The sequence below is a fragment of the Haloferax larsenii genome, from assembly GCF_024730625.1.
GTDB lineage: Archaea > Halobacteriota > Halobacteria > Halobacteriales > Haloferacaceae > Haloferax > Haloferax larsenii.
Genome location: NZ_CP078063.1, coordinates 2,027,287 through 2,040,609, shown reverse-complemented (window position 1 = coordinate 2,040,609; position 13,323 = coordinate 2,027,287). Strand labels below are relative to the sequence as shown.

Sequence of the window (13,323 nt, the reverse complement as noted above, 5' to 3'; positions counted from 1 at the left end):
CCTACTGGCCGATGACGCACTTGAGTTCTGCCGGCAGGTACGAGCCGATACTCGCGAGGAGTCCCGGCCCGTCCGTCTCGTCGCGGCAGATGATGCTCTGTTCGAGCAGTCCGAGTCGCTCGACGGTCACGATGTCGTTCGCGTGGCCGGCGCGGTTCACCGTGGCGCGAACCTCGCCGCGGGTGGCACTGTTGACGTTGACGCGGTCAGTGCCGCGTGTCCACTCGTAGAGGCGGTCGATTTCGTCGTCCGCGAGCCGCGAGGGTTCGTCCTCGCCGCCGTAGACGAACCGAAGCGGGACGTGCTGGACGAGTCCGAACCTGTCGCGGACCTGCGTCGCGGACCCGCGTCCGAGACCGAGTTCGTCGGTCGGGACGCGAACCTCTTGGCCCGCGTCGAGGACGATACCGTCGTCGTCCCAGTGTTCGAGCGTTCCGACGTACTCTTCACCCGCAGAGAGGTGTGGCGTCACCTCGCCCCACGTCTCACGCAGGACGTTCCGCGCGACAGTTGCGTCGTCGCCCGTGATGGTGACCGAGATGAAGTCGTCGTCGCGCACGCCGATGTCGTAGTCTACGTCGAGGTCGCCGATGTCGTTGGCGACGAGCGATTGGAGACTGTCGAGCGCACGGTTCCGTGCGTCGCCGTCGATGTAGCACTTCGTTGCGAGTACAACCATCGATTAGTTTGTACCCGTCACTTCGACGTTAAGCTCGTCTCGGAGTTCCGTGATTCGGTGCTCCATCGCGTCGACGAGGTCGTCGTTATCCATCGGTTCGAGCGGTGCGCCGGTCTCGGGACACTGGAAGCCGAGTTCCATTGCCTCGGAGAACTCGAAACGGATACCCGCCGGTTCGGAGAGGTAGAACTCGTGGTTCCGTTCGTATTCGAGGCGGTCTTCGAGCGCCTCCAGCAGGCGGTACATCTCCTCTTCGAGGTTCTCCGGGATGTTCTCGTAGTGGAAGGTCCAGAGATAGGTGAGCCACCCAGAGTCCTCGTCACGAACGCGCCGGTAGGAGGCGAGGTCGTTCTCGTAGAGAATAAAGAGTGCACGACGAACGTCGTTAAGCTCGAGACCGAGCTCTTCGGCGAGTTCCTCGTCGGTTACCTCACCGTCCGGGGGTGCCGCAGCAACAGGCATCCCCGTCGGTCCGACCAACTCGTGGAGGTACTTTTGGATGACAGGGTCGTTCAGCAGCTCCTCAAAAGCCATTGTCGAAATTGGCGTCAGGAACGCCATTAAGTCTTATCACTCCCCCGCACGCGTGGGACCCGCGCCGTGTGCCAATACGCCGACGAGTCGCCCCGTGCCGAACGCGTTGCACGCCGACGGTTCGTGCCGTGTGGCACCACCGGCGACTTACTCGGCTACTCGTCTACTCGGCTACTCGTCTTCGGCGGGAACGACCTTCTTGCCCGTCTCCATCGGAACGACGCGGTTCTCGGCGTCTTCCCACTCGCGGTCGAGTTCACGACCGTCGAACAGGCGGTCGAGGAAGACCGCGAGGCCCGCGACCTCGGAGTGCGGTTGGTTCGTGACGCCGACGTTCCAATCTGCTTCGTCGTACACTTCGAAGGGAACCTTCTCGCCACCGACGACGACGAGAAGCGGCTCTTCGGCGTGCGCATCGCGGATGTCTTTTTCGACATCCTGCACGCGTTCGCCGTACATCGTCAGGTGGACGATTTTCCCCGTCCAGTTTCTGATGACGCCGTTGAGGCCCTCGGTGAGTTCGACGTCGAACGGGCCGCCGAATCGCCCGGTGATGTCTTCGACTGTCTCCTGTGAGTGGCCGGCGTTGTCCGGGAAGATGACCCGGTCGGCACCGAGCGCGCGCGCAGTCAAGCCGACGTGCGTCGTCATCCGGTCGTCGCGTCCCGGCCGGTGCCCGTACCGGAGGACGGCGACTTCGGGTTCGTCTTGCATACTGTCCCGGAGATGGCCGAGGAAAGTGGTGCTTTCGGAACGCGGGCGCGGTGTTTCATCCTACTGAAGTTTATCACCGACGACGCTCCATCACCTCCCATGGGTCACAGACCGGAAGTCGAAGCCGGAGTCGAAGACTGCGACCTCACGGGGGAGACAGCTCTCGTCACCGGCGCAACCTCGGGTGTCGGCCGGGAGACGGCGCTCGCACTCGGACGACTCGGGGCGACCGTCTTCGTCCACGGGCGCGACCGCGACGCGGGTCGGCGCGTCGCCAGCGAAATCGACGACTCGGGCGGCGAGTCGGTGTTCTTCAGCGCCGACCTCGCCGAGATGGAGCGAGTTCACCGACTCGCCGACGAAGTTCGCGACCGAACCGAGCGTCTGGACGTCCTCGTCAACAACGCCGGTGGGCACTTCCCGACCGGAGAACTCACCAGCGACGGCGTCGAGAAGACCTTCGCCGTCAACCACCTCGCACCGTTCGTCCTCACGCACGACCTACACGACCACCTTCCGAGAGACGGCCGCGTCGTGACCGTCGCCTCGGAAGTCCATCGGCGCGCTGATGGCGCGTTCGACGTGACCGAAATCGGCGACTACGACGGCCTCGGCGCGTACGCCCGGTCGAAGGTAGCGAATATTCTCTTCACGAGGGAACTCGCGCGTAGACTCGACGGCCCGACGGCGAACTGCTGTCACCCCGGATTCGTCCCGTCGAGTGGTCTCTGGCGCGACGCGTCGCTTCGGGTTCGGCTGGGCGTCGGCGTGCTCGCTCGATTGCCGCGATTCCTCACCAGTGGCTTCGTAAACTCCCCTGCGGAAGGCGCAGAAACGTCGGTCTATCTCGCGGCGTCGCCCGAAGTCGACACCGTCCGGGGCGCGTACTTCTCGGCCTGCGAGCGTGCAGAGCCGTCTTCGACCGCCCGCGACGACACACGTGCTCGGAAGCTCTGGCAGTCGAGCGAGGACTTGACCGGAGTCTCGTGGCCGTGAGAGGCGAGTCAGTGTGAGCGAGAGGATGGGGAAACGGACTTACCACTCGGCAGACTCATCTTGGGTATGTCTCTGGAACTCTCCGACAAGCGCATCCTCGTGACCGGGGGTGCGGGTCTGGTCGGCTCTCACCTCGCGGCCCGCCTCGCCGCCGACAACGACGTTCTCGTCGCGGACGACCTCTCGAAAGGGACACGTGAGCGCGTCCCCGAGGGCGTCGAGTTCGCGCAGGCGGACATGTGCGACCCCGACGACGTGGCCGAAGTCGTCACCGAAGACCTCGATATCGTCTTCCACTTCGCCGCCTACACGGACACGAACTACGGGAACCCTCGCCAACTGTTCGAGGAGAACACCGAGATGACGTACAACGTCCTCGAACGGATGCAGGAAGTCGGCGTGAGCGAAATCGCCTTCACGTCCTCTTCGACGATTTACGGCGAGGCTCCGCGTCCGACGCCGGAAGATTACGCCCCGCTCGAACCCATCAGCATCTACGGGTCGTCAAAACTCGCAGACGAAGGCCTCCTCTCGACGTTCGCCCACTCCTACGACTTCACGGTCTACATGTACCGCTTCGCCAACATCGTCGGCCCGAAACAGCGCGGCAACGTCATCCCGGACTTCATCGAGAAGTTGCTGGAGAGTCCCGACACGCTCGAAATCCTCGGAAACGGCCGACAAGAGAAGTCCTACCTCCACGTCGAAGACTGCGTGGACGCGATGTGCCACGTCGTCGAGAACGCCGACCGCGAGTACAACGTCTACAACCTCGGCACGCGGACGACCACCTCGGTGACGACCATCGCGAACATCGTCGCCGACGTGATGGGTCTCGACCCCGACTACGAGTACACCGGTGGCGACCGCGGGTGGACCGGCGACGTGCCGAAGATGCGTCTCTCTATCGAGAAGCTGTCCGCGCTCGGGTGGGAACCGACCGCCTCCAGCGACGACGCAGTTCGTCGGGCGGCCGAAGAACTCTACGCTGAACTGCAAGCCGAGTACGAGTAGTCCGTACTCGAACCGGCCGCGAGCGAGCCATCTTTTTACCACCGATTCCTATCCCGTGTCGTGCAGGTCGTCGGCTACGATACCGGAACCCCCGCGCTGTTCGTGAGCACGAGCGACGGCCTCGATTCGGTGACGCTCGAATCGGGGACCGACCTCGACTACCGCCTCGAAAACCGCCACTGCGCGGGGACGATTCACGACGACCGCCACGTCGCCTGCGAGAACGAGGGCGCGCCGTACTGTCCCGACCACCGGAGCACGTGGGTCTGTGCGAAGTGTACCGGGACGTGTCTGAAAGACGAGATGGACTGCTTCGAGGACCACGCCGTGTATCTCGCGGCCTTCGCCCCCGATACGTTCAAAGTCGGCGTCACCCGCGAGTGGCGTCTGGAAACACGCCTCCGCGAGCAGGGCGCAGACAGCGGTGCTCACATTCGAACCTTCTCGGACGGCCGCGTCGCTCGGGAGTACGAAGCCGAACTCGCGTCGGAGATTCCCGACCGAATCCGCGTCCCGACCAAAATCGACGGCCTCGGTCGACGGGTCGACGCCGAGGCGTGGGACGCGCTCCTCGCGGAGTTCGACCCTCTCGATACCTACGACTTCGACTACGGGGTCGACCTCCGGGAGGCCCCGGTCGCCGAAACCATCGCCACCGGAACCGTCCGCGGCGTGAAAGGTCGCGTCCTCCTGCTCGACAATGGGGGCACGACCTACGCGGTCGACATGCGCGACCTCGTCGGTTACGAACTCGCCGAGGGCGGGACCGAACGGGCACTGCAGTCGAGTCTCGGGTCGTTCGGGTGAGAGACCGGCAGACGCCGGTCGGGTGGCTCGCGTCCGACTCTCGTCTCGGAATCTTCAGAGACCGTCAGCACTTTCCGCGTGGACGGCCAATCCGCCCCCATGGCAGACGACGAACCCGCAGACGAGACGCAGGCTCCCGACGAGGGTGAAGAGGGCGAAGAAGAAGAAAAGTCGTTCCGCGAGCGGGTCGAAGAGATTCGCAAGCGTCGCGAGAAGGAACGAGAAGAGGGCGACCGACCGAGTCCCGAAGAGATGATGGGCGGTGGCGGCCCCGGTGGCATGGGCGGCGGCGGCAACCCCTTCGCACAGATGATGAGCGGTATGATGGGCGGCGGCGGCGGCCCCGGCGGAATGGGCGGCGGCCCAGGCGGTATGGGTGGTGGCCCGAGCGCCGGCCCGCGCGACCCCGAACAGGGAAGCGGCAGCGACGAACAGCTCGTCCGCGAGGTTCGACAGCTCCGAGACGAAGTTCGTGACGTGAACCGCGAACTGCGCCGCATCGCCGACGCGCTCGAAGACCGCGACTAACGCTTTCGACGCGCCTTCTTATTCGCCGTCAACCGGTCGTAGAGCGTCGCCAGTCGGTCGACCGAGTGTTCGACGCTCACCTCGTCGCGCCGGTCGAGACAGTTCGAACTGAGTGTCTCGCGCTCGTCGAGTGCGCGCCGAATCGCACGGCTGAACCCCTCTGTGTCTCCTTGCTCGTAGTGGTAACCAGTCCGCCCGTCCACGACCGTATCTTCGAGTGCGCCGGCGTCGACGCCGACGACAGGAGTACCGCAGGCGTTGGCCTCCAGCGCGACGAGTCCCTGTGTCTCGACCGGGCTCGGGAAACCGAACACGTCGAGCGCGGAGTAGAACGCCGGGAGTTCCTCGCGGTCGAGGAAGCCGAGGAACCGCGCGTCAACGTCGAGGTCCGCGGCCAACGCTTCGAGGTCGTCGCGGGCGGGGCCGTCCCCACCGAACACGAGCGTCGCGTCGAGGTCGGCTGCTGCGCGGACGAGTTCGTCGAGTTCCTTCTCGTAACCGTGTCGCCCGGTGTATCCGACGAGCGGGCCACTGCCGAGGTCGTATCGCTCGCGGAAGTCGTCGCCTGCGACCGGCGAAAACTGTTCGACGTCGATGCCGTTCGAGAGGACGACCACGTCGGAATCGACGCCGAGGACGTGACGGAGGCGACGCTTCGCGTCCTCACTCGGGACGATGACGGCGTCCGCGCGGTCGAAGAACCAGCGTTCGTAGCGCTCTGCCGTCCGTTCGACACCGCGCTCGATGGCCCCGATAGAGCTGAGATACTCGGCGTACTCGGCGGTGGGCGTGTGATACGTCGCAACCAGCGGGATGTTCTTGCGGCGAGCGAGCCGTAAGCCTGCCAGTCCGAGTCCGAACGGCGTGTGCGCGTGCACGATATCGGCGTCCTCGACGGCCTTCGGGACTCGCGGCGCGCCGATTCGGAGCCCTTCGTAGAACGGGAACGGAAGGCTTCGAACCCCGTACTCGCCGGATTCTGGCGTGTACTCGTCGTCGCGCGGGAAGACGACGTCCATCCGACCGCCGCGACGGTGCCACCGCTCGCGCCACGTCTGAATAGTGTAGGTGACGCCGTTGACGGTCGGCAGGTACGTGTCGGTGAACGCGGCGACCGACTGCATAGCGGGTTCTGCTACCCGAACGGGATAAACCGTTGTGACTTCCCGCCAGTATGTCAGTTTGTGACACGGCCGGCTAAAAGCGACTGCCGACAGCGAATCAGTTCGCGAGAGTGCCGTCGAGAAGTTCCTCGTACGTCTCGACGAGGCGGTCGCCGACGCGGTCGAGACTGTGCTCTGCGGCCGTCTCCTTGGCGTTCTCTCCGAGACGGCGGCGGAGGTCCGGGTCGCGTTCGAGCAGTTCCAGCGCCCGCCGGAACTCCTCTTTCGTTGAGCACTTCAGGCAGTCGTGGCCGTGGGTGTAGAACTCCTCGAACACGGGGATGTCGCGGATGACGACCGCCTTTCCGCACGCCATCGCTTCGAGGACGGCGATGCCCTGATTCTCGTTTTTCGTCGGGAAGAGATACACGTCGCCAGCACCGAACGCGCCGCGGATGTCGTCTATCCACCCGGTAAACGTGACGTTCTCCGGTGGGTTTTCGACCCAGTGTTTCACCGTCTTCGAGGCGTGCGGGCCGGTGTCGTACGGGCCGAACCACGCGAAGTCGAAGTCCGTCTCTTGGGCGAGTGTACAGAACGTTGTCAGCCCCTTCCGCTCGAAGACGTTTCCGACTGCGAACACTGTCATTCCGTCCAAATCGTACTTCTCGCGATATTCGTCGCGGAAGTCCTCGAAGCCGTCCAAGGAGTCGATGTCGACGCCGTTCGACATCGGCCGAATCGGCGCGTCGACGGGGTACGATTCGAGGACGCCCTTCGTGTACTCCGACGGGCAGAGAACCACGTCGGCTTGCGAGTAGAACCACTTGAGGTACTTCCCGAGGGCGGGTGCGACAGCGTTCGATCCACGGAAGCTCTCGGCGAAGTCCTCGCGGGTGACGTGCGAGTGGAGGACGAGTGGGATGTCGTTTCGCTTGGCGTGCCGCGCGACGGCGACTGAGCCGGGGCCGATGAGGTTGCAGTGGGCGATGTCGTAGTCGCGGAAGACGCCCCCACCGTTGGCCAGCGCTGCGGCCGCGTCGACTGGTGAATCCGGCCACGGCGAGGTGACAACCTCGACGTCGGTGGTCGCCAACGCCGCTCGCTGTTGGTCGGTCGCGGTCCCGATGCCGCTCCGGTCGAGCTGCGAGGCGAGTTCGAGGTAGTTCAGTACGCGCACGGTCGGCGTTTCTTTCGGGTGGGATTTGACGCTACCGGCTTCTCGGTCGTCTGATTCACTCCTGGAGTTCGGAACGTCTTTGTCTCGCCCCCTCTCCCCACCTATCATGACCATCGCGGAAGAGCGCATCGAGAGACTCCACCAACTCGCCAGCGAGGCGGCCGCCGAGCGCGACACCGACCTCGCGCGCGAGTACGTGCGTCTCGCTCGCCGTGTCGCAGAGCGTAACCGATGCGGCCTTCCCACGGAGTTCCGCCGATTCACCTGCGACGAGTGCGACGCCTATCTCCGGCCGGGCGTCGACGCCCGCGTTCGGACGCGAGCAGGCGGCCACGTCGTCATCCGGTGTGAACACTGCGGGGCGACGAAACGCTACCCGTACTGATTCCGACCCACCCGAGCAGCCCCAAAATCGGCCGAACCGTCCGCAAATCGTGGTTCGGATACCCATACGGCCGTCAAAGCCTTACTATTGAAGGTCTCTCACACGTAGTAGAGTCCACAATGGACACCCAAGAGCTGCGGAAAGAAGCTCACGACCTCGACGTCACCGTCTGGGTTGGCAAGAGTGGAATCGAAGCCGTCACCGGCGAACTGAACGACCAACTGGCCGAACGGAACCTCGTCAAGGCGAAGTTCCTCCGCGCGGCCCTCGGGGGCACGACTATCGACGACGCCGCCGCGGACCTCGCAGAGCGAGTGAATGCCGACCTTATCGAGACACGAGGGAAGACGGCCGTCTTCCATCGATGACCCTCGCTGCGCTTCCACTCCAACTGCAGGGAGACGGTGGCGCTATCGGTCGCTTCCTCGCGGAAGCGAACATCCCGTACGCACAGCTTCTTGGCTCGGTTCTGAGCTTTTTCGTCACCTTCCTCGTCGTCTACATCGTCGGGAAGGTCGTCCTCTCGTCGGTCGTCTCTCGGTATCTCGACCGGCGCGGGGCCGACGAACACGCCAAGAAGCCCCTGATGAAGCTCGTCACCGTCGTGGTCGCGTTCGTCGCTATCGCGGCCGGGTTCAGGATGGCGGGCTTTCCCAACATCCTCCAGTCGCTCGCGACGATTGCGGCGGCCGGGACGCTGGCGATTGGCTTTGCGATGCAGGATACCATCTCGAACTTCGTCGCTGGTATCTTCATCTTCACCGACCGTCCCTTCCGCATCAACGACTGGATCGAATGGGACGGCCACTCCGGCATCGTCGAGGACATCTCGTTCCGCGTGACCCGTGTTCGGACCTTCGACAACGAACTGCTCACGGTCCCGAACTCGCAGCTCACCGACGGGGTCATCAAGAACCCCGTCGCCAAGGACAAGCTTCGTCTACAGGTGCCGTTCGGCATCGGCTACGACGACGACATCCAGCAGGCGACTGACATCATCCTCGAAGAAGCACAGGCGCACGACGGCATCATGGACGCCCCTGAACCGTCGGTCCGCCTGACGGAACTCGGGGACTCGGCTGTGGTCCTGAAGTCCCGTATCTGGATTGCAAACCCGAGCCGCGCGGACTTCGTCAAGACGCGCGGCGAGTACGTGACGGCAGTGAAAAAGCGGTTCGACGAAGAGGGCATCGACTTCCCCTACCCGAACCGGACCCTCAGTGGCGAACTCTCCGTCGCCGGGATGGACCGAGTCGTGCAGTCGAACGACTGAGGCGCTCCCGCCGGAGCGACACCCAATCGGTCGAATCTTTTTCCGGTGCAGCAGTACGCGGGTTACAGTTCGATACGCTCGACCAGTTGGTCTTCAGACCGCGTGTTGACGGCGACGATTCGCACGTGCTCTTCGAGCCCGGAGCCGTCGAGCTTCGCCTTCAGTAGGTTGTCGACCTGGTAGACGCCGGCGGCGTTGACCATCTCGATTTCGACGAGCACTGGTGATTTGTCGCCTTCCTTCAGCGTGACGTTGCTGATTGCCTGGCTGGAGAGCGTGTTGATGCCGCGACCACCCTTCTCGTACGGGATACGCGACCGACCGTGTTCCATGTCGAGCGCGTCGGCGACGCGGATGACGCCCGCTTCGAGCGTGAGTGGGTCTTCCTCACGGTGGTGACAGAGAATCGCGTGGAGGACCTCTGATTTCATCCGAACGGCCTCGACGGTGTCGTAAAACTCCGGGAGGAAGCGGTCGAGTACGTCCGAGGCCAGCGGAATCGAGTAGTACGCGTGATTGTCGCGGTGGACGATGTGGCCGATGTCGTGGAGTCGGGCAGCGAGTGCGACGATGACCGCTTCGTCTGCTTCGTCCAGCCCGTGGTCGGCTGCGCCGTTGAACTCACAGCCGCCGCGTTTGAGTAGGTCGTAGAGTCGAAGTGCGCGATTGAGAACGATTTCGATGTGTTTGGGCCCGTGGTCGTTGTAGCCCTTCCGCGTGACTGCGTTGATGTTCTGGGCTTCGAGAAGCGCGTTTACCTCTTCGTCTTCGAGGAGTACGGGGAGGACTTCGTTGAGTTTCTCGTCGGGGAACGCGTGGTCTGCATCGGGGTCGTAGACTCGGCCGCCATTGATGGCCTCTTCAGAATGACTCATGCGCCCTACGATAGCGCTACGACCAAAAAAGGACTTGGGCTGTGAAGTACGTACGACAGCGTATCTCAGGGGAGCTTACGCCGAGTCAACGGGGGCTTCGGCTTCTGCCTCAGAGGCCGCCGCTTCGACTTCGTCGTAGTCCGGTTCGACGCCGGGGTCGTCACTGACCCACTCGTAGGTGACTTCGCCGTCCGCGTTCACGACGAAGACAGCACGCTTTGCGACGTTGTAGACGCCGAGGTCCGCGAAGTCCATGTCGATGCCGAACGCATCGATGATGTTGCGGTTGGTGTCGCTGATGAGGTCGAAGTTGAGGTCGTTCTTCTCCGCGAACTCGGAGAGCGTAAAGGGCGTGTCGATGCTGATGCCGTAGACCGTCGCGCCGACGTCGTCGAAGTTCGCCATCTGGTCGCGGAAGGTGCACATCTCGGTGGTGCAGACCCCGGTGAACGCGGCGGGGAAGAACGCGAGGACGATGGGTGCGTCGTCGAGGTTTTCAGAGAGCGTGAACTCCTCGATGTCGCCGTCGATGTCCGTTTTCGGTGCCGTAAAGTCAGGTGCAGTGTCGCCGACAGATACCATACAATAGAGGGGATTGACGGCACCTACTTTACAGCTACGGCATGCGGTCTTCGAGACTGATTAATCGTGACTTATTTGTGCCATATGCTACCATCATTCACAACAGAGTCTGGCCAGAAGATATTTTACGCATTTCGGGGTCGTTCGGCCCTCAGCGCACGGCACACGGTACGTCCGAATGCCCGACATTCGTCCGTTCGTGAGGTCAGTGAAGGCAAAAAGCCTATAATTAACACAGGGTTAGGCAGAAACAGCGATGTTCGAGACCATCACCCCCCTGTTCCCGGGACTCCCGGGCGGGCCGGAGCTGCTCATCGTCCTCCTCGTGCTCGTCCTGCTGTTCGGCGCGAACAAGATTCCGAAACTTGCGCGCTCTACCGGGCAGGCCATGGGCGAGTTCCAGCGAGGACGCAACGAAATCGAAGAAGAACTGAAGCAGATGGAAGGCGACGAAGACGACGAAGACGTCACCGAAACGAAGACCGAGACGGCGACCGAGTCGACTACCACGTCCGAGTAGTCACTGCAGCTCTTCTTCATCTGCTCCGTCTAACCCCCCACAGGGGGGGCGAACCACGCGATTTTTGTCCAGCCCTGAGAGAAATCACGGGAGGGCGTGTGGCCTAGTGGACAGGGCGAGAGGTTCCTAACCTCTCGATCGCGGGTTCGAATCCCGTCACGCCCGTTATCGTGACGAGCGGAGCGAGTCCGATAACGTCTCGTGCGGGATTCGCAACCCTGCAAGTCGCAGCGCCGAGCGTAGCGAGGCGACCGTCTTGCTCCGGTTCGAATCCCGTGAACGGAGTTCACGATATGCAGCACCGCGCGCTGCATTCCCGTCACGCCCGTTCAGTCGCGTTGCTCCTTCACGGGCGTTCCTGACTCTCGTTCGCTGACTCACGGCTTCGCCGTTCGTCTCACTGCGGCGCTCCGCGCCGCACACCGCTCACGAGAGTCCCGTCACGCCCGTTTTCTGGCGAACGGCAGTGAGCAGTGAACACGGCACAGGGATGACGAACCGGTCGCAACTGCCCGAACCGATACGCTCACCACCCACACCCGACGACACCTTGTGTGACCCGGTACCGAAACGCTGCTGCTTTTCTCCTTCTCGCCGCGCTCTGGGGTGCATCGTATCCGGCGGTCAAAGCTGGCTTAGCCGGCATCCCACCGTTGCTCTTTGCCGCGCTTCGCTTCGACCTCGTCGGACTGCTGGTCCTCGGATACGGTGCGGCTCGAAACCAGCGGTGGCGACTCAGCCGCTCGGACCTCCCGAGTGTCGTCGCGGGCGGGACGCTCTTTATCGCCGTCCACAACGGTCTTCTGTTCATCGGACAGGGCTACGTCACCTCTGCCGTCAGCGCCGTGGTCCTGAGTTCGATTCCGGTACTCTCGGCTGGGTTCGCCCGTCCGGTGCTCCCCGACGAGCGACTCAGTCCAATTGCGCTCGCAGGTATCCTGCTCGGGCTGGTCGGCGTGGTCGTCGTCGCTAACCCCGACCCCAACGCTGTGAGTTCGCCGAGCCCGCTTGGAGTCGGAATTCTGGTGCTGTCGGCGTCGGCGTTCGCCCTCGGTGGCGTCGTCACCCGCCCGCTCCGAACGACGCTTCCGGTAGCGGCGTACCAGGGTTGGCTGATGCTCCTCGGTGGCGGGCTGCTCCACGTGATGAGTCTCGTTCGAGGCGAGCCACAGCACGTCGACCTGACGCCGACAGTCGTCGCCGCGTACGTGTATCTCGTCCCCTTCGCAGGTGCGGCAGGGTACCTACTCTACTTCGAGTTACTCGACCGACTCGGCCCGATAGAAATCAACCTCGTCGGCTACGTCTCGCCGGTCTTCGCGGCGGTCGTCGGGTGGGCAGCACTCGACGAGGCGCTCGCACCCTCGGTCGCAGTTGGGTTCGCGATTATCGTCGTCGGGTTCCTGCTCGTAAAACGGAACGCGATTCGTGCGGAACTGAGTGGGTGAAAAGCTTCGAACTAGTTGTTGCGCCAGTAGTAGACGAGTGCACCGACACCGACGGTGTTGACGACGAAGTTCGTGATGCCGCCGACGACGGGGATGGCAGCGAGCACAGTCGCGGCGAACGCACCAACACCGAGGTGTCCCCAGCGGGACGTGTCGACGTTTGCGGCGTCGAGGAGTCGCTCACCGACGAAGATAAACACGATTGCGCCGCCGAACAACGAGACGAATATCATCACGATGACGAGCGGGATGGCGAGGAAGATGCCGATCAAGGTGATGACGAGAGCGATGATGACGAAGATGAACGCGACGAAGACACCGAGTCCCCAGAGGAACGACGGACCGGGCTTCTCTTCGACTGTGTCGATTACGTTCTCGGTGAAGTCCGGTGCGAGTACGAGTAAGAGTGCTCCGAGGACGAGCGTTCCGAGGAACGTCCCCGCGGCGGATATCGTGGAGCCGAAAAAGCGGGTGAATGCACTGGGGTCTGTCGGCGGTGCGATTGGCGTCTGCTGAAGGACGACGAGTGCGAGTTGGTCCATGGCAGAGTCATCTCAGAGAGATATCATAGTTATTCGCACCAGCTCGAAAGTGATGAGCCGGACCACTCGACAGAGGTTGTGACAAGTCTTAACACAGCGAGTGGTCGAAGTAACAATCCAAAGACAATTCATCGCTGTTTATA

Annotated in this window: 17 protein-coding genes and 1 tRNA gene; 10 read left to right on the top strand and 8 right to left on the bottom strand. The window is 63.1% G+C overall.

Going from position 1 to position 13,323, the window contains the following annotated elements; genetic code table 11:
• Window position 1: 1 nt before the first annotated feature.
• The 3 genes from KU306_RS10635 to KU306_RS10625 form a co-directional block, all read right to left on the bottom strand.
• Complete coding sequence (locus KU306_RS10635; protein ID WP_007539520.1) at window positions 2-679, bottom strand: DUF2110 family protein; 678 nt, start codon at window positions 677-679, stop codon at window positions 2-4.
• Window positions 680-682: 3 nt separating this feature from the next.
• Window positions 683-1,213, bottom strand: a complete 531-nt coding sequence (locus tag KU306_RS10630; RefSeq protein WP_007539517.1) for a transcription factor TFIIE subunit alpha — start codon at window positions 1,211-1,213, stop codon at window positions 683-685.
• A 171-nt stretch (window positions 1,214-1,384) separates the two neighbouring features.
• Complete coding sequence (locus tag KU306_RS10625; RefSeq protein ID WP_074792263.1) at window positions 1,385-1,927, bottom strand: tRNA (cytidine(56)-2'-O)-methyltransferase; 543 nt, start codon at window positions 1,925-1,927, stop codon at window positions 1,385-1,387.
• Between the two features lie 99 nt (window positions 1,928-2,026).
• Between KU306_RS10625 and KU306_RS10620 the strand changes: the two genes are divergently transcribed.
• The 4 genes from KU306_RS10620 to KU306_RS10605 all read left to right on the top strand — a co-directional run bounded on the left by KU306_RS10620 (window position 2,027) and on the right by KU306_RS10605 (window position 5,272).
• Window positions 2,027-2,923: an SDR family oxidoreductase gene (locus tag KU306_RS10620; protein WP_007539513.1), complete on the top strand. Its 897-nt coding sequence runs from the start codon at window positions 2,027-2,029 to the stop codon at window positions 2,921-2,923.
• 66 nt (window positions 2,924-2,989) lie between these two features.
• Entirely contained in the window at window positions 2,990-3,937 is a 948-nt protein-coding gene (locus tag KU306_RS10615; protein ID WP_007539511.1) for an NAD-dependent epimerase/dehydratase family protein, read from the top strand.
• 60 nt (window positions 3,938-3,997) lie between these two features.
• Window positions 3,998-4,744, top strand: a complete 747-nt coding sequence (locus KU306_RS10610; RefSeq protein ID WP_258301912.1) for a DUF2797 domain-containing protein — start codon at window positions 3,998-4,000, stop codon at window positions 4,742-4,744.
• A gap of 99 nt (window positions 4,745-4,843) precedes the next feature.
• Window positions 4,844-5,272: a hypothetical protein gene (locus tag KU306_RS10605; RefSeq protein ID WP_258301911.1), complete on the top strand. Its 429-nt coding sequence runs from the start codon at window positions 4,844-4,846 to the stop codon at window positions 5,270-5,272.
• Here the strand turns inward: KU306_RS10605 and KU306_RS10600 are convergent.
• Both KU306_RS10600 and KU306_RS10595 read right to left on the bottom strand, forming a co-directional pair.
• Window positions 5,269-6,396 (bottom strand): glycosyltransferase family 4 protein, encoded by a 1,128-nt coding sequence (locus tag KU306_RS10600; RefSeq protein ID WP_258301910.1) that lies wholly within the window; start codon window positions 6,394-6,396, stop codon window positions 5,269-5,271. The two genes, KU306_RS10605 and KU306_RS10600, sit on opposite strands and share 4 nt — an antisense overlap.
• A gap of 97 nt (window positions 6,397-6,493) precedes the next feature.
• On the bottom strand, window positions 6,494-7,555 hold the full coding sequence (locus KU306_RS10595; protein ID WP_049918565.1) for a glycosyltransferase family 4 protein: 1,062 nt from the start codon (window positions 7,553-7,555) through the stop codon (window positions 6,494-6,496).
• Between the two features lie 106 nt (window positions 7,556-7,661).
• Between KU306_RS10595 and KU306_RS10590 the strand changes: the two genes are divergently transcribed.
• The 3 genes from KU306_RS10590 (at window position 7,662) to KU306_RS10580 (ending at window position 9,213) form a co-directional block, all read left to right on the top strand.
• Window positions 7,662-7,940, top strand: coding sequence for a ribonuclease P protein component 4 (locus KU306_RS10590; RefSeq protein WP_007539501.1), 279 nt, complete (start codon window positions 7,662-7,664; stop codon window positions 7,938-7,940).
• 119 nt (window positions 7,941-8,059) lie between these two features.
• Window positions 8,060-8,308 carry a YhbY family RNA-binding protein gene (locus KU306_RS10585; RefSeq protein ID WP_007539499.1) on the top strand — a complete coding sequence of 83 codons (249 nt, stop codon included), beginning with the start codon at window positions 8,060-8,062 and terminating at the stop codon, window positions 8,306-8,308.
• Window positions 8,305-9,213, top strand: a complete 909-nt coding sequence (locus KU306_RS10580; protein ID WP_258301909.1) for a mechanosensitive ion channel family protein — start codon at window positions 8,305-8,307, stop codon at window positions 9,211-9,213. The genes KU306_RS10585 and KU306_RS10580 overlap by 4 nt, the downstream gene beginning before the upstream one ends.
• 62 nt (window positions 9,214-9,275) lie before the next feature.
• On the opposite strand, the gene KU306_RS10575 is transcribed toward KU306_RS10580, so the two are convergent.
• Both KU306_RS10575 and KU306_RS10570 read right to left on the bottom strand, forming a co-directional pair.
• Window positions 9,276-10,088, bottom strand: coding sequence for an HD domain-containing protein (locus tag KU306_RS10575; protein ID WP_007539495.1), 813 nt, complete (start codon window positions 10,086-10,088; stop codon window positions 9,276-9,278).
• A gap of 75 nt (window positions 10,089-10,163) precedes the next feature.
• Window positions 10,164-10,670 carry a redoxin domain-containing protein gene (locus tag KU306_RS10570; RefSeq protein WP_007539494.1) on the bottom strand — a complete coding sequence of 169 codons (507 nt, stop codon included), beginning with the start codon at window positions 10,668-10,670 and terminating at the stop codon, window positions 10,164-10,166.
• A 256-nt stretch (window positions 10,671-10,926) separates the two neighbouring features.
• Here KU306_RS10570 and KU306_RS10565 point away from each other — a divergent pair, with 256 nt between their 5' ends.
• From KU306_RS10565 to KU306_RS10555, 3 genes are all read left to right on the top strand, one after another.
• Window positions 10,927-11,190, top strand: coding sequence for a Sec-independent protein translocase subunit TatA/TatB (locus KU306_RS10565; RefSeq protein ID WP_007539492.1), 264 nt, complete (start codon window positions 10,927-10,929; stop codon window positions 11,188-11,190).
• A 92-nt stretch (window positions 11,191-11,282) separates the two neighbouring features.
• Window positions 11,283-11,355: transfer RNA gene (locus tag KU306_RS10560), tRNA-Arg, on the top strand.
• Window positions 11,356-11,744: 389 nt separating this feature from the next.
• Window positions 11,745-12,638: a DMT family transporter gene (locus tag KU306_RS10555; RefSeq protein ID WP_258301908.1), complete on the top strand. Its 894-nt coding sequence runs from the start codon at window positions 11,745-11,747 to the stop codon at window positions 12,636-12,638.
• Window positions 12,639-12,649: 11 nt separating this feature from the next.
• Here the strand turns inward: KU306_RS10555 and KU306_RS10550 are convergent, their stop codons facing one another.
• Window positions 12,650-13,180 carry a DUF8173 domain-containing protein gene (locus tag KU306_RS10550; protein ID WP_007539488.1) on the bottom strand — a complete coding sequence of 177 codons (531 nt, stop codon included), beginning with the start codon at window positions 13,178-13,180 and terminating at the stop codon, window positions 12,650-12,652.
• Between the last annotated feature and the right edge of the window lie 143 nt (window positions 13,181-13,323).